16 protein-coding genes are annotated in these 18,466 nt (G+C 66.4%); 1 reads left to right on the top strand and 15 read right to left on the bottom strand.

Features of this window, described 5'->3' with window-relative positions; all coding sequences use genetic code 11:
• Positions 1-4: 4 nt before the first annotated feature.
• The gene (locus J3U95_RS20170) at positions 5-802 is read right to left on the bottom strand and encodes a cysteine hydrolase family protein (RefSeq protein WP_208280438.1); all 798 of its coding nucleotides are present in this window, start codon (positions 800-802) and stop codon (positions 5-7) included.
• A 266-nt stretch (positions 803-1,068) separates the two neighbouring features.
• Here J3U95_RS20170 and J3U95_RS20175 point away from each other — a divergent pair, with 266 nt between their 5' ends.
• Positions 1,069-1,659 carry a nitroreductase family protein gene (locus J3U95_RS20175; RefSeq protein ID WP_208280439.1) on the top strand — a complete coding sequence of 197 codons (591 nt, stop codon included), beginning with the start codon at positions 1,069-1,071 and terminating at the stop codon, positions 1,657-1,659.
• A gap of 12 nt (positions 1,660-1,671) precedes the next feature.
• Here the strand turns inward: J3U95_RS20175 and J3U95_RS20180 are convergent, their stop codons facing one another.
• The 14 genes from J3U95_RS20180 to J3U95_RS20245 all read right to left on the bottom strand — a co-directional run bounded on the left by J3U95_RS20180 (position 1,672) and on the right by J3U95_RS20245 (position 18,407).
• Positions 1,672-1,917 carry a hypothetical protein gene (locus J3U95_RS20180; protein WP_208280440.1) on the bottom strand — a complete coding sequence of 82 codons (246 nt, stop codon included), beginning with the start codon at positions 1,915-1,917 and terminating at the stop codon, positions 1,672-1,674.
• A gap of 29 nt (positions 1,918-1,946) precedes the next feature.
• Positions 1,947-4,433, bottom strand: a complete 2,487-nt coding sequence (locus tag J3U95_RS20185; RefSeq protein WP_208280441.1) for an adenosylcobalamin-dependent ribonucleoside-diphosphate reductase — start codon at positions 4,431-4,433, stop codon at positions 1,947-1,949.
• A 98-nt stretch (positions 4,434-4,531) separates the two neighbouring features.
• Positions 4,532-4,987, bottom strand: coding sequence for a ubiquinone anaerobic biosynthesis accessory factor UbiT (gene ubiT / locus J3U95_RS20190; RefSeq protein ID WP_208280442.1), 456 nt, complete (start codon positions 4,985-4,987; stop codon positions 4,532-4,534).
• A gap of 20 nt (positions 4,988-5,007) precedes the next feature.
• Positions 5,008-5,895, bottom strand: coding sequence for a U32 family peptidase (locus J3U95_RS20195; RefSeq protein ID WP_208280443.1), 888 nt, complete (start codon positions 5,893-5,895; stop codon positions 5,008-5,010).
• 5 nt (positions 5,896-5,900) lie between these two features.
• Entirely contained in the window at positions 5,901-6,893 is a 993-nt protein-coding gene (ubiU, locus tag J3U95_RS20200) for a ubiquinone anaerobic biosynthesis protein UbiU (protein ID WP_441295266.1), read from the bottom strand.
• 143 nt (positions 6,894-7,036) lie between these two features.
• Positions 7,037-7,441, bottom strand: coding sequence for a ribonucleotide reductase subunit alpha (locus J3U95_RS20205; protein WP_208280445.1), 405 nt, complete (start codon positions 7,439-7,441; stop codon positions 7,037-7,039).
• 30 nt (positions 7,442-7,471) lie between these two features.
• Positions 7,472-8,050: a DUF6198 family protein gene (locus tag J3U95_RS20210; RefSeq protein ID WP_229519974.1), complete on the bottom strand. Its 579-nt coding sequence runs from the start codon at positions 8,048-8,050 to the stop codon at positions 7,472-7,474.
• A gap of 131 nt (positions 8,051-8,181) precedes the next feature.
• Positions 8,182-8,934 carry a peptidylprolyl isomerase gene (locus J3U95_RS20215; RefSeq protein WP_208280447.1) on the bottom strand — a complete coding sequence of 251 codons (753 nt, stop codon included), beginning with the start codon at positions 8,932-8,934 and terminating at the stop codon, positions 8,182-8,184.
• An 11-nt stretch (positions 8,935-8,945) separates the two neighbouring features.
• A complete protein-coding gene (narI, locus tag J3U95_RS20220; protein ID WP_208280448.1) occupies positions 8,946-9,629 on the bottom strand; it encodes a respiratory nitrate reductase subunit gamma in 684 nt (227 codons plus the stop codon).
• A 20-nt stretch (positions 9,630-9,649) separates the two neighbouring features.
• Entirely contained in the window at positions 9,650-10,303 is a 654-nt protein-coding gene (narJ, locus tag J3U95_RS20225) for a nitrate reductase molybdenum cofactor assembly chaperone (RefSeq protein ID WP_208280449.1), read from the bottom strand.
• A gap of 14 nt (positions 10,304-10,317) precedes the next feature.
• Complete coding sequence (gene narH / locus J3U95_RS20230; protein WP_208280450.1) at positions 10,318-11,874, bottom strand: nitrate reductase subunit beta; 1,557 nt, start codon at positions 11,872-11,874, stop codon at positions 10,318-10,320.
• A gap of 18 nt (positions 11,875-11,892) precedes the next feature.
• Positions 11,893-15,597 (bottom strand): nitrate reductase subunit alpha, encoded by a 3,705-nt coding sequence (locus J3U95_RS20235; protein ID WP_208280451.1) that lies wholly within the window; start codon positions 15,595-15,597, stop codon positions 11,893-11,895.
• A 129-nt stretch (positions 15,598-15,726) separates the two neighbouring features.
• Positions 15,727-17,103: a NarK family nitrate/nitrite MFS transporter gene (locus tag J3U95_RS20240; RefSeq protein WP_208280452.1), complete on the bottom strand. Its 1,377-nt coding sequence runs from the start codon at positions 17,101-17,103 to the stop codon at positions 15,727-15,729.
• 32 nt (positions 17,104-17,135) lie between these two features.
• Positions 17,136-18,407, bottom strand: coding sequence for an MFS transporter (locus J3U95_RS20245; RefSeq protein WP_208280453.1), 1,272 nt, complete (start codon positions 18,405-18,407; stop codon positions 17,136-17,138).
• Between the last annotated feature and the right edge of the window lie 59 nt (positions 18,408-18,466).

The raw sequence follows: 18,466 nt of genomic DNA on the forward strand, positions 1-18,466 counted from the left end.
GCGTTCACTTGCCGCCCTGGAGCCGCTGCACGGTCTGGTCGGTGGTCCACAGCGCGTTGGCGATGTAGCGGTAGTTGACCAGCGCGCTGGCGTAGCCGTCGCCTTCCGGGGTCTTGGGGCCGGCCACCGCATCGCGCACCACGGCTACCTCAAAGCCGCGCTCGAGGAATTCGCGCAGGTGCGACTCCACGCACAGGTTCGACAGCATGCCGGCCAGGATGATCTTGTCCACGCCCTGCTTGCGCAGCTGGAGCATCAGGTCGTTCGATTGCGGGCCGTACAGCTTGTGCGGCGAGGCGACGACGGTCTTGCCGTCCTCGATGTACTGCTTGAATTCGGGCATGAAGTCGGCGCCGGAGCCGCGAAAGCCCTCCAGGCTCAGGGCGCTGGGGCGGTCGAAGATCTTGATCTTGTGCTGGAAGATCTCGGCCGGGCCGCCGTGCTTCCAGGCGTGGTCGTGCGGATAGTAATAGTGGGGCGAGATCGACACCACGATGCCGGCCGCCTTCGAAGCCTTGAACAGCTTGGTCAGGTTGGGCACCAGGTTCTGCTCGGTGACGCTTTCGCCGACCACGCCCCATGCCGCGCCCTTGGCGCTCATGAAGTCGATCTGCGGATCGATCACGACCAGCGCCGTGCGCTTGAGGTCGAGCTGCATGCCCGGATCGGGCAGGGCCGGCTTGGCGGGATCGGCATACTTCGATGGAATCTGGGCGGCGGCGCCGGTGGCCAGGACCGCGCCAAGAATGCAGGCCAAAGCGCAGGCCAGTGCGTGGCCGATAGGGAAGGGTTGGGTGCTCATCAGGGTTCTCCTCGTGGATGGGATTCCATTACATCGCTGCGGCGCATGGCTCGCCAGCCTACATTTGGCGAGTCCGGAGTCCCCCTGATTCCGGATAGCATCAATGGCTGAGAACGTGGTAAATTGGTGTCTTAGGCCCTTGATCAGGGTGGCGCCCTAAAAAGACGCCGGCTCGAGCCTCGGGCAGTGGCGCGCCCCGCCGCCGGCCTTACTGACTACGCCGTACGGTGCCTGCAGGGCGGCACCGCTCTCGTTATACTGCGCGCATGAACATTCCCCAATCCGACGCCGGCGGCGATTTCCAGGCCCTCGTGGCGGCGCGCCGCAATTTCACCTTGCGGCGTCTGCACGCACCGGGACCCGACGCGCACGCGCTGGAACGCATGGTCGAAGCGGCCGCGCATGCACCCGACCATGGCCTGCTGCGGCCATGGCGCTTCGTGCTCATCCCGCAAGAGCGGCGCGCCGACCTGGGCGAGGTGTTCGCACAAGCGCTGGCCGCGCGCGACCCCGGATGCGGCGAAGAAGCGCTGGCCACCGCGCGCGACAAGGCCCAGCGTGCGCCCTGCCTGCTGGTGGCGGTGCTGCGCGACGATACGGCGGCCAAGGCGATTCCGGTGGCCGAGAAGCTGGTTTCGCTCGGCTGCGCCTTGCAAAACCTGCTGCTCGCGGCCGGCGCTGCCGGCTTCGCGACCGGACTGGCCAGCGGCGCCGCGATGGACGCGCCGGGCATGCGCCGCCTGCTGCGCCTGGAGGTGCACGAGCGCGCGATCTGCTTCATCGGCCTCGGCACGGCGGCGATGGAAAAACCGCCGCGCCCGAGGCCGGACGCGGCGGATTACCTGAGCAGCATCTAGATTCCTGCGGCGCTAGGCCCCGCCACAGGCGCCGCAGCAACCGCCGGCGCGCGCCTGGCGCACCGGAAATCCCGCGCGCGTGGCCGTGATGTCGATCTCGCGCGACGTGGTCAGGTCGCCGTCGTACAGCACCCTGACGTGGCTGGCGCCGGCATTGGCCTCGACGGCGTTGACGCCGGGGATGGCGCGCAGCCAGTACAGGATGTGGTCGGCGCCGGGCTGGTCCAGCGCGGCGTCCAGTTGCAGTCGGTGTTCCATGGTTGGATCCTTTCGGTAGTGGTGAACGGTCAGCCGCAGCTGCCGATGTAGTGGCATTCGGCGCAGCGCGCGCAGCCATCGACCTTGTGCAGGGCGCGGGCGCCGCATTCCGGGCACTTGGCGGCGGACGTGCGCGGCTCGGCGGAGATGCTTTCCGCAACTGGTGCGGGCATGGCTTCGTCGTGCTCCGCCCCGCGCGCCGCCAGCACACGGTCGAGCCGGTCGACCGGCACCTGGTTGCCCCAGGTGTCCAGGAAGCCGCGCCGGATCAGCATCCGCTGCAGCATGAAGGCGATCGCCGCCACCTCGGAATCGTGGTAGACCGGCACCTGCACGCCGTCCTCGCGGGTCAGGTGGCCGCAGCGCACCGGACCTTTTTCCCACACCACCTCGCGCATGTCGGCCAGGGCCTTGGCCACCGGGCTGCCGGCGCGCGCCGCCAGCGACAGCAGGCGCATGGTCGAAGTGATCCACTGGTGGCCGTCGCTGCGCTGGTTGGCCGGCATGAAGAATTCGAACGGACGCTCGATGGTGACCGGGCGTCCTTCGTGCAGGCCCTCGACGCGCAGGAAGCTGATGGTCAGATAGACCGCCTTCTTGCCTTCCTGGGTCGTGTACTCGACCTTCGAGGTGAGCGACTCCAGCTCGCCCAGCGGTCGCGATTCGAAGCGCTTGCGCAGCGGATCGTCTTCGGACGGCGCGGGCGAGGTCGATGCCGGGGCCGGATCAGCTGCGACGCTCAGCACGCTGCCGGTGACGCTGTTCGGGCGGTAGGTGGCCAGGCCCTTGAGGCCGGCGCGCCAGGCCTCGGTGTACAGGTCCTTGAACTCGGCATACGGATAATCGGCCGGCACGTTGACGGTCTTCGAGATCGCCGTGTCGACGTAGGGCTGCACCGCCTCCATCATGCGCAGGTGGTCGAGCGCCGACATCTCGAGCGCGGTGACGAATTGCGGGGGCAGCGGCTCTCTTTCCTCCTGGAGGCCGAGGTGGCGGTACAGGCGCCAGGCGTGGTCCGCGACCTCATAGGTGCGGATGGAATCGTCCGGCATGCGCTTCCTGCGCTGGTAGACCCACGAGAAGGCCGGCTCGATGCCGTTCGAGGCATTGTCGGCGAAGGCCAGCGAGATGGTGCCGGTCGGCGCGATCGACAGAAGGTGCGAATTGCGGATGCCGTGGCGCGCGATGTCCTCTCGGAGCGCATCCGGCAGGCGGCCGACGAACTGGCCGGCCAGGTAGCGCTCGGCGTCGAACAGCGGGAACGGGCCCTTCTCGCGGGCCAGCGCGATCGAGGCCGCATAGGCGGCGTTGCGCAGCTCGCGCGCGATGCAGGCCGCCATGGCGCGGCCTTCCGGTGCGTCGTAGCGCAGGCCGAGCATGACCAGGGCGCTGCCCAGGCCCATGAAGCCAAGCCCGATGCGGCGCTTGCTGGCGCCTTCCTCGGCCTGCTGCGGCAGCGGCCACTGGTTGGCGTCGAGCGCCAGGTCGAGCATGCGCACGCCGATCGCGGCGACTTCGCGCATGGTGTCGAAGTCGAAGGCGGCGCCGGGCGTGAACGGCTGGCTGATGAAGCGGGTCAGGTTGAGCGAGCCGAGGTCGCAGCAGCCATACGGCGGCAGCGGCTGCTCGCCGCAGGGATTGGTGGCTGCCAGCCGCTCGCACCAGTACAGGTTGTTCTCGGCGTTCATGCGGTCGATGAACAGCACGCCCGGCTCGGCATGGTCGTAGGTCGAGCCGATCACCTTGTCCCATAGCGCCCTGGCGGGCACGCTGTGGTAGACCCACAGGCCGTCGTCGCGCTGGAAGGCCCCGGTCTCGATGGCTTCCTGGGCCGGCGGGGCGCGGTGCACCAGTTCGACGGCCTCGTCGGCCAGCACCGCCTCCATGAAGGCGTCGCTGACGCCGACCGACAGGTTGAAATTGCTGAAGGCGCCGCCGTCCTTGGCGGCGATGAAGCGCTCGATGTCGGGATGGTCGATGCGCAGCACGCCCATCTGGGCGCCGCGTCGCGCTCCGGCCGATTCGACGGTGCGGCAGGAGGCGTCGAACACTTCCATGTACGACACCGGGCCCGAGGCGCGGGAATGGGTGCCTTTGACGGCGCTGCCGGCCGGTCGGATCGGGCTGAAGTCGTAGCCGACGCCGCCGCCGCGGCGCATCGTCTCGGCCGCCTCGGCCACCGCCGTGTAGATGCCGGGCAGGCCGTCGGCGTCGCCGGTGATCGAGTCGCCCACCGGCTGCACGAAGCAGTTCATCAGCGTGGCCTTGATGCCGAGGCCGGCGGCGGAGTTGATGCGGCCGGCCGGCACGAAGCCGTGCTCCTGGGCCCACAGGAAGCGCTGCTCCATCTCGGCGCGCACGGCTTGCGGCTCGTGGCTGGCCAGCGCATGCGCCACGCGGGCGCGCACTTCCTCGATCGTGGTTTCCAGGCCGCGCGCGTATTTCTCGCGCAGGACGTCGGTCGACACCTCTTGTGGAGGCATGGCGGCGGTGAACAGGTGGTCTTTGGCGTTCATCTGGTTCTTCGAAGGTGGGGGAAATCCGGTATCCATCCACTATCCGCGCATCAATCGTCCGGCGCCTTAAACCGGTTCAAGAATCCTGGACCGGGGCCTCACCCATGCCGTCGGCCCGGGCGCCGGGGGACGAGCGAAGCCAGCTCGAACACCGGGCCGTCGATCGCGTCGAGGGTGTTCTTGATCGTCAGCCCGAGCTCGGTGTCGCCTTCCATCAGCAGGCGGCGGCTGAAGAACAGGGTATCCGGGTCTTCCTTGCGCGCCGCCAGCTGGGCGAAGTCGCGCAGGCTGGCGCTGATCGTGAGATCGGGCGTCTGGCTGTGCGCGGCCGTGCCGAAGGCGCTGCCGTTCCAGGTGAAGTCGAAGGCGACGCCGGCATCCGGCGCGCACAGGCGCAAGCGCTTGCCGCGCAAGGCGGCGCGCACATCGTCGGGCAGGTGGTGCGCCAGGGCCAGGTTGAGCGCGGTGGCGAACAGGCGCGAGCCGGGAGCTGCCGGCAGCAGGGACAGCAGGCGCTTGACGGGAGCGGGCAGGGGATGCGATTCAGGGTGCATGGTGGATCCTTGTCGTGTGGTCAGGCGGCGATGCGTTCGAGTCCCGGCAGGCCATACCAGAAACCGTCGCAGGCCTCGGCCGGCATCAGGGGCGCCATGCGCGCGGCCGCTTCGCCTGGCGCGACGGCGCCGTCCAGGGCGGCGCGCACCAGGGCCAGGATGGCGGGCATATTGCTGGACTGCGGGCTGAGACGCACCACGTCCACGCCCATGGCGCGCATCGCATCGAGCTCGCCCAGCAGGTTGTAGACCAGCGCGGACTGGGTCTGGATGCCGTTCAGGACCAGGAAAGGCTGTTGTTCGCGGGTCTGCATCACCAGCCCGTCAGGATGCTCGATGCAGCTGAAGCGGCAGTCGTCCTTCGGCAGGTTGCGGTGGCGCGCGGTGAAGCAGCGCGCCGAGAACGCGAGCGGCAGGCGGCCGTAGGCGAAGACCTCGGTCTCCAGGCCGGCGGGACGGTCGGCCAGCAGCGCGGCCAGGCCGGTCTTCGACATCTCGAGCGGCATCACCCAGCGCGTCGCGCCCAGGCGCGCCACGATGCCCAGCGACTGGGCGCTGTACAGGTTCAAGTGCGGGCCGGCCACGAAGGGCTGGCCGCTCATGCAGTTGACGGCGCCCATGTCGTTGGCCTCGACCAGGAAGCGGCCGTTGGCGGCGACGCGGCGCATGGCGCCGAGGTCGGAATGGGATTCGATCAGCACCTGGGTCGACAGCACCACCTGCTTGCCGGCGCCCTGCAGCAGTTCGGCCACGGCCAGCCAGTCGGGCAGGCGCAGCTCGTGGCGGCGCGAGCACACGGCCTCGCCGAGATGGACGATGTCGACCGGGCTGTTCGCCACCGCCTCGTAGAAGGCGAGGACGGTGGCGCGCGGCCAGTAGTACTGGATGGGGCCAAGGGAGATTTTCATGATGTTCACTTCCAGGGACGGTGATAGGCGCCAAGCGTGTGCTGCCGGCCTTCGGCCACCTTGTCGAGTTCCGCCATCCAGGCCGGCTTGGGCGAGAAGCGCTGCCCTGCCAGGCAGGTGTCGATCGCCTCGCGCCAGACCCGCGTCACCTGGGCCACATAGGCCGGGCTGCGCTGGCGGCCCTCGATCTTGATCGCGCGCGCGCCGAGGGCTGCCAGCTGGGGCAGCAGTTCGAGCGTGTTCAGGCTGGTCGGCTCCTCGACCGCATAGTAAGTCTCGTCGCCGATGTCGAAGCGGCCCTTGCACAGGGTCGGATAGCCGGCGTGTTCGCCATCGGCGTAGCGGTCGATCAGCACCTCGTTCAGGCGCGCTTCCAGCCCCTTGGGCGTGTGCTGCCAGCGCACCGCCTTGGCCGGCGAGCAGACGCCGTGGGTATTCGGCGATTCGCCCGTCACGTAGGACGACAGCTGGCAGCGGCCTTCGACCATCACGCACAGGCTGCCGAAGCCGAACACTTCGATCTCGACCGGCGTGCGCCCGATCAGGTGCTCGACCTGGCTCAGCGACAGCACGCGCGGCAGCACCGCGCGCACGATGCCGAAGTGGCGGTGATAGAAGTCGATGGCTTCCAGGTTGGTGGCCGAGCCCTGCACCGACAGGTGCAGGCGCAGCCCGGGATGCACGCGCGCCGCATACTCCATCAGGCCGGGATCGGCCAGGATGACGGCGTCGATGCCGAATTCGGCGGCGCGGTCGATGGCGGCGCGCCAGGCATCCCAGCCGGCCGGCTGGGGATAGGTGTTCAGGGCCAGGAAGACCTTGCGGCCGCGCCGGTGGGCATAGTCTATCCCGGCGCGGATGGCCTCCTCGCCGAAGTTCAGGCCGGCGAAGTTGCGGGCATTGGTGGCGTCGCGAAAGCCGAGGTAGACGCAGTCGGCGCCGTTGTCGACGGCGGCCTTGAGGGCGGGCAGGCTGCCGGCGGGGCAGACCAGTTCCATGGGTGGGCGGGTGGCGGGTGAAGTTGTTTCGATTGGCGATGGGGACATGGGTGGCAGGACGGTTGTTACGTGCCCTGACTATAGCCATGCCCCCTTGGAGTCGCCATGAACTGGTTCAAGGAAGCCGCCGGACACCGCGCGCTTCAGGTAAATCGCATGGCCTGGCCCTGCGCGCCGAAGGCGATGAAGCGCTCGATGGCGCCACGGTGCACGGCATCGACCATCATGCGCAAGGCGCGCTCGACTTCGGGCGCTCGGGGGGCGGCGCCGTCCTGGCCGGTCAGGGCAGCGGCAAACACCACGTCCCAGGGCTGGCCGGTGGCGGCCGACTCGCGCGCCAGTGCGGCGAAGTCTGCCAATTCGCCGGGCTCCTTGTCGACGCACATCACCGGCGTGAGCGCGCCGCCCTGGCCGGCGTCGAATCGCTTCTTCTGGCCCGGCGTGTGGTTGACAGGCAGTTCGCGCACCGCGAACAGGAACAATAGCCGCTGCGGCGCGCCTTGCGCACGGGCGGCATCGAGCAAGTCGGAAAAATTCGTGATCTGCATGAAGGGTAGAAAAGTTGGCGGGCCGCCGGTTCAGTGCGCGAAATAGCGTCCCGGGCGGTGGTTGACGGCCAGCGTGAGGTTGAGGACAACGGTGCCGAGCAGCGACAACAGCCAGGCAGTGGGCGCGACCAGCGCCAGCGACAGCAGCAGGATCAGCGCGTCGAGCGCCAGCTGCACCAGGCCGGCGCGCCAACCGAAGCGTTCCTGCAGATAGACGCACAGGATATTGAAGCCGCCCAGGCTGGCGCGGTGGCGGAACAGCATCAGCAGGCCGACGCCCACCAGGATCCCGCCCATCAACGCGGCATACAGCGGATGCACGCTTTCCAGGCGCAGCATGCGCGGCAGGTATTCGGCCGACAGGGAAAACAGCAGCACTGCGCCGAGGGTCTTGAAGGTGAACATTGGGCCGAGCCGGCGTAGCGCGAAGGCATAGAAGGGCAGGCTCAGGACGAAGAAGATCTGGCCGAAGCCGATGCCGCTGGCGTAATGCAGCAGCAGGCATAGCCCGGCGATCCCGCCGGTCACCAGGCCGGCCTCGCCCATCAGGGAGACGCCAAGCGACACCAGCATGGCGCCGCCGACCAGGGCCTGCAGGTCGTCCAGCATGCTGTGTGCGGCCGGTGCTGCGATGCGTTGGGGCGAAGGAGGCGGCATGGGCGGGAAGAGGGTTTGAAAGGTGCCGCGACTATATCCTTTGGCAGAGCGCGGCGCCTTGAACCCGTTCAAGAATGGGGATCCTACTGTACCAGCGGCGTGGTCGCGCCTTCGAGCGTGACGCCCTGGACGTCGGCGCGGCCCACCAGCAATTGCAGGTACTGGTGCACGCCGCGCTGCCAGGCCGCCATGGCCAGGTAGTCGGCGATCCTCTCGCGCACCGCATCGAGCGGCAGCAGGTGGCCGTCGACCCGGCGCTGCACCTGCACGATGTGCAGGCCGAAGCGGGTCTCGACCGGGCGCTCGGCCAGTTGGCCCTGCTCCAGGCGGAACACGACGGCGTCGAACTCGGGCACGCACTGGCCGCGCGCCAGCTGGCCCAGCCTGCCGCCAACGGCGCCAGAGGGACAATTCGAATACTGGCGCGCCAGCTCGTCGAAGCGCTCGGGCGCCGCCTTGAGCGCCGCCAGCACCGACTCGGCCGTCTCGCGCAGCAGTTCAAGCGGCGCGTTGGGCGTCACCTGGAACAGGATGTGGCGCGCCTCGACCAGCTCGCCGCTGGTGAACTGCTGCGGATTGGCCTTGTAGTAGCGGGCGCAGGCTGCGTCGTCGGCCTGCGGCACTTTCACTTCGCTGGCCAGCAGCGCCTCGATGCATTCATCTTCATCTTCTCCCAACATGCACAGGCCGAGGCGGTCGGCTTCCTGCAGCAGCAGGGTGCGCAGCACTACCTCGTGCACCGACTGCTTGAGGGGATTGGCGGCATGCTGGTGGTGCGCCAGCTCGCGTTCTATGGCCGCGTCGTCGATGTCGACGCCGTTGACGGACAGTCCCATGATGACACTCCTCAGCGTGGACGGACCAGCTGGAAGGCGCGGCCCAGGTAAGCCAGGGCGCCGAAGCCGCTCCACACGTGCACCAGGCGGGTGAACGGGAAGATCACGAACAGCGACATGCCCATGAACAGGTGCAGCTTGAAGACGATTGGCGCATCAATCACGTAGGAGGCGGCGTCGCCGCGGAAGGTCACGATGTGCTGGGCCCAGCGCATCAGGCTGACCATGGTCTCGCCGTCGAGGTGGTCGAAGGAAGTGAAGATCGAGCCCAGGCCCAGCAGCAGGGTGGCCAGGATCCACAGCAGCACGATCTTGTCCTTGAAGGTGGTGACGCGGCGCAGGCGGTCGGAGGTAAAGCGGCGCACCAGCAGCATCGTGATGCCCACCAGGCAGATCGTGCCCATCACGCCGCCGGCGGCCATGGCGAAGATCTGCTTGGCGCCATGGGCGATGCCCATGGCGTCCCATACCCAGACCGGGGTGAGCAGGCCGACGGCGTGGCCGAACAGCAGGCCGATGACGCCGATGTGGAACAGCGCCGAGCCCCAGCGCAGGCTGCCGCGATGCAGCACCTGGGTCGATTCGGACTTCCAGCTGTATTGTTCGCGGTCGAAGCGTATCAGACTGCCGAGCAGGAAGATCGCCAGCGCGATATAGGGATAGATCCCGAACAGGAATTGGTTCAAGTAGTCCATGGTGGTTCTCCTGGGTCGTCTCAGGCGACGGCGCGCGCCGGGGCCTTGGGATAGAAGTTGATCGGTTGCGCCCCGCCGGAGGCGTGCTTGAGGAGCGGTTCGACGCCATCGGCACCAGGGCCGAAGGTCTCGAGCGCCTCGTCCATGTCCTTGACCGGCGGTTCGCTGAGCTCTTCCGCCAGCACGGGGCTGAGCTGTTCCAGCACGTCGAACACGCAGGCGTAGACGTTGCCGTTGGCCGAGAGCTTGTTGCCGATATGGGCCAGCACGTGGACGGCATCGCCCAGCAGCGGGCCGGCGTCAAGCTCGCCCTCGAGCTGGGACAGGAATTCGAGGAACAGCGGCACGAAGTCGGGCAGCTCGTCGCCCTCCATCTGCAGACCATGCTTCTTGTATTCCTCCATCAGGTCGACCATGGCCTGGCCGCGGTCGCGCGACTCGCCGTGGATGTGCTCGAACAGGTGCAGTGAATGCGAGGGCGTGCGATCGAAGGTCTGCACGTAGTACTGCTGCAGCGTGATCAGGTCTTCCTGCGCCAGGTGGGCCAGCAGCGGGCGCAGGGCGGCGCGCATGCCGGGCCTGGCGTCGAGACCCGCTTCCAGCTCGGGCAATGCGGCCACCAGTTCCGGCTCGGGGTAGAGCAGCAGGGCGGAAAGAATGCGGTAGTGTTTCATTACGTTCTCCTGTATCACGCCTGTTCGGTTTCTTTTTTCTTGCGCGACTTCGGCATCGAGACGAAGTGGGTCGAGCCTTGCTTCTTCTTGCCGAACAGCGAGGCGTCGCTGACGCCGTCCGAGCAGCCGTTGCCGAACGAGAAGCCGCACGAACCCTTGTCGTTGAAGCTGTCTTCGGCCATCTCCTTATGGCTGCTCGGGATCACGAAGCGGTCTTCGTAGTTGGCGATCGCCATGATGTGGTACATGTCTTCGACCACGTCCTGGGACAGGCCCACCTGGCCCAGCACTTTCAGGTCGGGTTGGCCATCGACCGTCTTGGCGCGCATATAGGCGCGCATCGCCAGCATGCGGTCCAGCGCGTGGACGATCGGCGCTTCCTTGCCGGCGGTGAGCAGGTTGGCGAGATAGCGCACGGGGATGCGCAGGCTGCGGGTGTCGGGCAGGATGCCGTTCATGCCCATCTTGCCGCTTTCGGCCGCGGCCTGGATCGGCGACAGCGGCGGGATGTACCACACCATCGGCAGGGTGCGGTATTCGGGATGCAGCGGGAAGGCGATCTTCCATTCGACCGCCATCTTGTAGACCGGCGAACGTTGCGCGGATTCGAGCCAGGCATCCGGGATGCCCTGGCGCCGCGCCTCCGCGATCACGTCGGGATCGTGTGGATCGAGGAACAGGCCGAGCTGCGATTCGTACAGGTCCTGTTCGTCGCCCACCGAGGCGGCGGCCTCGATCTTGTCGGCGTCGTACAGCAGCACGCCCAGGTAGCGGATGCGGCCCACGCAGGTTTCGGAGCACACGGTCGGCTGGCCGGCTTCGATGCGGGGGTAGCAGAAGGTGCACTTCTCGGCCTTGCCTGACGACCAGTTGTAGTAGATCTTCTTGTACGGGCAACCCGAGATGCACATGCGCCAACCGCGGCACTTGTCCTGGTCGATCAGCACGATGCCGTCGTCCTCGCGCTTGTAGACCGAGCCCGATGGGCAGGACGCCACGCAGGCCGGATTGAGGCAATGCTCGCACAGGCGCGGCAGGTACATCATGAAGGTGTTTTCAAAAGTGGAGTACATCTCCTTCTGCACATTGTCGAACAGCTTGTCCTTGCTGCGCTTGGCGAACTCGCCGCCCAGGTCATCTTCCCAGTTCGGGCCCCACTCGATCTTGTCCATCTTCTTGCCGGTGAGGACCGAGACCGGACGCGCGGTGGGCGGTGTCTCGCTCAAGGGCGCGTTCTGCAGGCGCTCGTAGTCGTAGGTGAACGGCTCGTAGTATTCGTCGATGGCCGGCAGATTGGGGTTGGCGAAGATATTGGCCAGGATTTTCAGGCGCGAGCCCTGGCGCGGCTCGATCCTGCCCGCCGCATTGCGTTTCCAGCCGCCGTTCCATTTGTCCTGGTTTTCCCATTCCTTCGGATAGCCGATGCCCGGCTTGGTCTCGACGTTGTTGAACCAGGCGTATTCCACGCCGTCGCGGCTGGTCCAGACATTCTTGCAGGTCACCGAGCAGGTGTGGCAACCGATGCATTTGTCCAGGTTCAGCACCATCCCGATTTGTGCTCTGATCTTCATGTTTGGCTCCTGTTGTTCTCAAGCGTGCGCAGGGCTCGTATCCGCCAGCGCACCTTCCATCCACTCCACGTCGCGCATCTTGCGCACCAGGACGAATTCGTCGCGGTTCGAGCCGACCGTGCCGTAGTAGTTGAAGCCGTACGACAGCTGGGCATAGCCGCCGATCATGTGGGTCGGCTTGGTGACGGCGCGGGTGACCGAGTTGTGGATGCCGCCGCGCTTCTTCGACATTTCGGCGCCCGGCACGTTGACGATCTTTTCCTGGGCGTGGTACATCAATGTCATGCCCTCGGGGACGCGCTGGCTCACCACGGCGCGCGCGGTCAGCGTGCCGTTGACGTTGAACACCTCGATCCAGTCGTTGTCCTCGATCCCGGCCGCTTTTGCGTCGACTTCCGACAGCCATACGTGGGGGCCGCCGCGCGACAGCGTCAGCATCCGCATATTGTCCGAATAGGTCGAGTGGATGCCCCATTTCTGGTGTGGCGTGATGAAGTTCAGCGCAATCTCCTTGTTGCCGTTCGGGCGGGCGTTCAGTAGCGCGTCGGTGGTCTTGGTGTCGATCGCGGCCTTGTACACGCACAGTCCCTCGCCGAAGTCGCGCATCCATGCGTGGTCCTGGTAGAACTGCTGGCGGCCGGTGAGGGTGCGCCATGGGATCAGTTCATGGACGTTGGTGTAGCAGGCGTTGTAGCTGACTTCTTCGCTTTCCAGGCCCGACCAGGTGGGCGACGAGATGATCTTGCGCGGCTGCGCCTGGATGTCGCGGAAGCGGATGCCGTCATGCTCGCGCGGGATCGCCAGGTGAGTGTGATCGCGCCCGGTCATCTTCGACAATGCATCCCAGGCTTTCACGGCCACGTGGCCATTGGTCTCGGGCGCCAGCGACAGGATCATCTCGGCGGCGTCGATCGCGGTGTCCAGGCGCGGCTGGCCTTTCGAGACGCCGTCCGCCAGCACCGTGCGGTTGATGCCGCGCAGGACGTCGACTTCGTGGCCGGTCTTCCAGCCGATGCCCTTGCCGCCGTTGCCCACTTTCTCGAGCAGCGGGCCGACCGAGGTGAATTTCTTATGGACGTCCGCGTAGTTGCGCTCGACCACCGTCATGCTGGGCATGGTCTTGCCCGGGATCGGTTCGCACTCGCCGGCGCGCCAGTCCTTCGGGTCAAACGGCTGGCCCAGTTCACCCGGGGTGTCGTGCATCAGCGGCGTGAGCACCAGGTCTTTCCGGGTGCCCAGGTGGGCGCCGCCGATCTCGGAGAACTTGGCGGCCAGGCCCTTGTAGATCTCCCAGTCCGACTTCGATTCCCACAGCGGCTGCACGGCTTCGGACAGCGGGTGGATGAAGGGGTGCATGTCCGAGGTGTTCAGGTCGTCCTTCTCGTACCAGGTGGCGGTGGGCAGCACGATGTCGCCGTACAGGCAGGTGGTGGACATGCGGAAGTCGAGCACCACCAGCAGGTCGAGTTTTCCTTCGGCGGCCGGGCGCACCTTGACGTCGCGCGGCTTGACGCAGTCGTCTTCGTCGCTCATCAGGGCGTTCTGGGTGCCGAGCAGGTATTTCAGGAAGTACTCGTGGCCCTTGCCCGAGCTGCCCAGGATATTGGAGCGCCACACGAACATATTGCGCGGGAAGTTCTTCGGATTGTCCGGATCGTCGCAGGACAGATTCAGCTTGCCGGCCTTGATCTGGTCGACGGCGTACTTGACCGGATCCTCGCCCGCGCTTTCGGCGGCCCTGACGATGTCCAGCGGATTGGTCTCGAGCTGCGGCGCCGACGGCAGCCAGCCCATGCGCTCGGCCTTGGCGTTGTAGTCGAGCAGGGACATCCCGGCCCGTTCGCCGTCGGCGGTCGGACACAGGATCTCGGACGTGCGCAGCTTCTCGTGGCGCCACTGGCTGGTGTGGGCATAGAAGAACGAGGTCGAATTCATCTGGCGCGACGGACGGTTCCAGTCCAGCGCGAAGGCGAGCGGGGTCCAGCCGGTCTGTGGACGCAGCTTTTCCTGGCCCACGTAGTGCGACCAGCCGCCGCCGCTCTGGCCAATGCAGCCGCACATCATCAGCATATTGATGATGCCGCGGTAGGTCATGTCCATGTGATACCAGTGGTTCAGGGCGGCGCCCACGATCACCATCGACTTGCCGCGGGTGCGGTCGGCATTGTCGGCGAACTCGCGCGCCACCGTGATCACGTCCTGGGCTTTCACGCCCGTGTGCTTGACCTGCCAGGCCGGGGTATAGGGCAGGTCGTCGTCGTAGCTCGTCGGGGTATTCGGGCAGATGCCGCGGTCGACGCCGTAGTTGGCCATCGACAGGTCGAACACGGTGGTGACCAGGGCTTGCGTGCCGTCGGCCAGGGTGACCTTCTTGACCGGCACCTTCCGCTCGAGGAGGTCGCCGGCATCCTTGCCGCCGAAGTAGGGGAAGCCGACGCTGACGATGTCGTCGTGCGCGCCCAGCAGCGACAGCTGCGGATCGATGGCGGCGCGCGAGCTGCCATCCTTCTGCTCCAGGTTCCACTTGCCGGTCTCGCCCCAGCGGAAGCCGATCGAACCGCTCGGGGCGACGATCTTGCCCGTAGCCCCGTCGAGCACCAGGGTTTTCCACTCGGGGTTATTGGTCTCGTCGAGGTTGTTGGCCAGGTGCGAGGCGCGCAGGAAGTAGTCGGGCACGAGCAGGCCGTCCTTTTCCTTGAGCAGTACCAGCATCGGGAAGTCGGTGTACTGCTTCGCGTATTCGTTGAAATAGCTTGACTTGCCGGTGGCGTGGTATTCCTTCATGATGACGTGGCCCATGGCCATCGCCAGCGCGGCGTCGGTGCCCTGTTTCGGGGCCAGCCAGATGTCGCCGAACTTGGCCATCTCGCCGAAATCGGACGACACGGCCACGGTCTTGGTGCCCTTGTAGCGCACCTCGGTATAGAAGTGGGCGTCCGGGGTGCGCGTCATCGGCACGTTCGATCCCCACACCATCAGGTAGGTCGAGTTGTACCAGTCGGCCGATTCCGGCACGTCGGTCTGCTCTCCCCAGACCTGCGGGCTGGCCGGCGGCAGGTCGCAGTACCAGTCATAGAAGCTCATGGCCACGCCGCCGATCAGGCTCAGGTAGCGGGTGCCGGCGGCGTAGCTCACCATCGACATCGCGGGGATCGGCGAGAAGCCGATGATGCGGTCCGGCCCATACTCCTTGATCGTGTAGGCGTTGGCGGCGGCGATCATCTCGTTGACCTCGTCCCATTTTGCGCGCACGAAGCCGCCCTGGCCGCGGATCGATTTATAGCTGCGCGCACGCTCCGGATCCTGGCTGACCCAGGCCCAGGCCTGGACCGGATCCATGGTCTTGCGCGCCTCGCGCCACATCTGCATCAGGCGGCCACGCACCATCGGGTGCTTGACGCGCTGGGCCGAGTACACGTACCACGAGTAGCTGGCGCCGCGCGGGCAGCCGCGCGGTTCGTGGTTGGGCAGGTCGGGGCGGGTGCGCGGGTAGTCGGTCTGCTGGGTTTCCCAGGTGATCAGGCCGTTCTTGACATAGACCTTCCAGCTGCACGAGCCGGTGCAGTTCACGCCATGCGTCGAGCGCACGATCTTGTCATGCTGCCAGCGCTGGCGATAGGCGTTTTCCCAGGTGCGGTCTTCCTCGACCACGGCGCCATGGCCGTTCGAGAAGGTTTGCTTCGGTTTGCCGAAAAAATTCAGGCGGTCCAGAAAGTGACTCATGATTTCTCCATTGGTGCGTACAGCCTGGAACCAGTGTAGGTTCGCGCTGCAACGCCGGGTATTCGCAGGAAGTCGGTCGCCGCCCCGCATCGGGACTAGACCGACTAGTCCTTTCGATCTAATGAAAAACTAGCAAGGCATCTCGGCGCCCTTGCGCGAGTAGTACCACCAGGTGATCGCGATGCAGGTCGCGTAGAAGCCGACGAAGCACCACAGGGCGGCGCCTGGGCTGCCGGTCAGGGCGATCGAGGTGCCGTAGCTCTTGGGGATGAAGAAGGCGCCATAGGCCGCCACCGCCGAGGTGAAGCCCAGCACCGCGGCCGCTTCCTTGTTGGCGTTGACGACCGCCTGCTGCTGCACGGCCTCGGGCTTGCCTTTGGCGGCGCGCTGGTGCAGAGTCAGGAAGATCACCGGGATCATGCGGAAGGTCGACGCGTTGCCGACGCCGGTGCAGGCGAACAACGCCATGAACATCCAGAAGAAGCCCCAGAAACTGCCGGCATTGCCCTGCAGCGGCAGGAATTGCAGCACGCCGATCACGGCGGCGATCATGGCCACGAAGGTCCACAGGGTGACGACGGCGCCGCCCAACTTATCGGAGATCCAGCCGCCGGCCACGCGCGCCAGGGCGCCGACCAGCGGGCCGAGGAAGGCGTACTGCAGCGGGTCGACTTGCGGGAACAGGGTCGTCGTCAGCAATGGGAAGGCGGCCGAGTAACCGATGAAGGAACCGAAGGTGCCGACGTATAGCCAGCACATCAGCCAGTTGTGCTTGCGCCGGAAAATCACGGCCTGCTCCGCGAACGATGCCTTGGCGGAGGCGAGATCGTTCATGCCGAACCAGGCCGCCAGCGCGGTCAGCGCGATGAAGGGAACCCAGATGAAACCGGCGTTCTGCAGCCACATCTCCTTGACCACGCCGGCCCTGGTCCAGGCCTGCGGCTCGCCGCCGAAGACGGCGGCGGTGATCACCAGCGGCACCACGAACTGCACCGCCGACACGCCCAGGTTGCCCAGGCCCGCGTTCATGCCGAGGGCGTAGCCCTTTTGCGCCTTGGGGAAGAAGAAGCTGATGTTCGCCATCGACGAGGCGAAGTTGCCGCCGCCGAAGCCGCACAGCAGGGCCAGCACCAGCATGGTGGGGTAGCCGGTGGTCGGGTCCTGCACTGCGTAGCCAATGCCGATCGCCGGCAGCAGCAGCGAAGCGGTCGAGATGGCGGTCCATTTGCGCCCGCCGAAGATCGGCACCATGAAGGAATAGAAGATGCGCAGCGTGGCCCCGGACAGACCGGGCACGGCGGCCAGCCAGAACAGCTGGTTGGTGCTGTAGGTGAAGCCGATGTTCGGCAGGTTGACCACGACCACGCTCCAGACCATCCAGACCGCGAACGCCAGCATCAGGGCCGGGATCGAGATCCAGAGGTTGCGGTTGGCCGTGGCCTTGCCCTGGCTTTGCCAGAAGGCGGGAACCTCGGGTTCCCAGGTCGAGATGAGATAACGGCTCACGTTGTTCTCCTGAAGATTTTAATGGGGTGATGTCAGGCCGCGCGCTTGAGCGGGGCCGCCTGGGCCGCCAAGGTGTCGTGGCGGCCGGGCTTGAACGAGAAGTGCATCCACACCAGCGAGACGCAGACGGTCCCGTAGAGCAGCATGAAGGAGCTGGAGCGGACGCCGGTGAGGTCGACCACGGCGCCGAACATGATCGGCAGGATGAAGCCGCCCAGGCCGCCGGCCAGGCCCACCACGCCCGAGACGGCGCCGATGTTGTCGGTGAAGTCGTCCGAGATGAACTTGAAGACCGAGGCCTTGCCGATGGCCATGGCGACGCCGACCACGAACAGCAGCACGGTGAACAGGACCGGGCCGAGGCCGATATCGAGGCCCATGCTTCCCTCGACGGTCTGGATGGTCATGCTGGTCTGCGGATACGAGAGGATGAAGAAGCACACCCAGCACACCCACATCACCCACCAGGTGACCTTGTAGGCGCCGTATTTATCGGAGATCCAGCCGCCCAGCGCGCGCAGCACGCCGCCCGGCAGCGAGAAGCAGGCGGCCAGCAGCGCGGCCAGCTTGAGGTCGAAGCCGTATTCGCCGACGTAGTACTTGGTCATCCACAGGGCGAGGGCCACGTAGCCGCCGAACACCACCGAGTAGTACTGGCAGTAGCGCCACACGCGCGGATCCTTCAACACCTTCATCTGCTGGGCGAAGGTGACGCCGGTGGGCGCCTTGTGCGCCGGATCGGAGTAGGAGAAGAACCAGAACAGCAGGGCGGTGCCCAGCATCAGCGCGGCGTAGGCATGGGGCAGGGCCTGCCAGCCCCAGGCCGCGATGATGGCCGGGGCCACGAACTTGGTCAGGGCCGAGCCGGAATTGCCGGCGCCGAACACCCCCATGGCGAAGCCGCGCCGCTCCTGCTTGAACCAGCGCGCCACGTAGGGCGTGCCGACCGAGAACGAGCCGCCGGCCAGGCCGACGAACAGGCCGCAGACGAGGAAATGCCAATACTGCGTGGCGTAGCCGATCATCCAGATCGGCACGACGCTGGCCAGCATCAGCAGGAAGAACACGATGCGTCCGCCAAAGCGGTCGGTCCAGATCCCGAGCGGGACCCGGATCAGGGAACCGGTCAGCACGGGCGTCGCGACCAGCAGGCCGAATTCGGTTTCGTTGAGGCCCAGTTGGGTCTTGATCGGGATGCCCAGCACGGCGAACATCATCCAGATGGCGAAGCAGATCGTGAAGGCGAAGGTGCTGCTCACCAGGACCGCGAGCGGCCGCCGGTCGTGATGGTTATCGGTTCCCATGTTTTTCTCCTTGGGTGGTGGGACGGTTACCACCAAGGTTAGGGAATGTGGGCGTGCGC

The sequence above is a fragment of the Massilia oculi genome, assembly GCF_017582745.1.
In the GTDB taxonomy this organism is placed as follows: Bacteria; Pseudomonadota; Gammaproteobacteria; order Burkholderiales; family Burkholderiaceae_D; genus Telluria; species Telluria oculi_A.

What these genes read in the sequence shown, in the direction of transcription:
- J3U95_RS20185 (WP_208280441.1), bottom strand. Translation starts at nt 4,433, where the DNA reads ATGAACGCCAAAGACCACCTGTTCACCGCCGCCATGCCTCCACAAGAG.
- J3U95_RS20210 (WP_229519974.1), bottom strand. Translation starts at nt 8,050, where the DNA reads ATGCTGGACGACCTGCAGGCCCTGGTCGGCGGCGCCATGCTGGTGTCG.
- J3U95_RS20195 (WP_208280443.1), bottom strand. Translation starts at nt 5,895, where the DNA reads ATGAAAATCTCCCTTGGCCCCATCCAGTACTACTGGCCGCGCGCCACC.
- J3U95_RS20175 (WP_208280439.1), top strand. Translation starts at nt 1,069, where the DNA reads ATGAACATTCCCCAATCCGACGCCGGCGGCGATTTCCAGGCCCTCGTG.
- J3U95_RS20170 (WP_208280438.1), bottom strand. Translation starts at nt 802, where the DNA reads ATGAGCACCCAACCCTTCCCTATCGGCCACGCACTGGCCTGCGCTTTG.
- narH (WP_208280450.1), bottom strand. Translation starts at nt 11,874, where the DNA reads ATGAAGATCAGAGCACAAATCGGGATGGTGCTGAACCTGGACAAATGC.
- J3U95_RS20180 (WP_208280440.1), bottom strand. Translation starts at nt 1,917, where the DNA reads ATGGAACACCGACTGCAACTGGACGCCGCGCTGGACCAGCCCGGCGCC.
- J3U95_RS20205 (WP_208280445.1), bottom strand. Translation starts at nt 7,441, where the DNA reads ATGCAGATCACGAATTTTTCCGACTTGCTCGATGCCGCCCGTGCGCAA.
- ubiT (WP_208280442.1), bottom strand. Translation starts at nt 4,987, where the DNA reads ATGCACCCTGAATCGCATCCCCTGCCCGCTCCCGTCAAGCGCCTGCTG.
- narI (WP_208280448.1), bottom strand. Translation starts at nt 9,629, where the DNA reads ATGGACTACTTGAACCAATTCCTGTTCGGGATCTATCCCTATATCGCG.
- ubiU (WP_441295266.1), bottom strand. Translation starts at nt 6,893, where the DNA reads ATGGAACTGGTCTGCCCCGCCGGCAGCCTGCCCGCCCTCAAGGCCGCC.
- J3U95_RS20215 (WP_208280447.1), bottom strand. Translation starts at nt 8,934, where the DNA reads ATGGGACTGTCCGTCAACGGCGTCGACATCGACGACGCGGCCATAGAA.
- narJ (WP_208280449.1), bottom strand. Translation starts at nt 10,303, where the DNA reads ATGAAACACTACCGCATTCTTTCCGCCCTGCTGCTCTACCCCGAGCCG.
- J3U95_RS20235 (WP_208280451.1), bottom strand. Translation starts at nt 15,597, where the DNA reads ATGAGTCACTTTCTGGACCGCCTGAATTTTTTCGGCAAACCGAAGCAA.
- J3U95_RS20245 (WP_208280453.1), bottom strand. Translation starts at nt 18,407, where the DNA reads ATGGGAACCGATAACCATCACGACCGGCGGCCGCTCGCGGTCCTGGTG.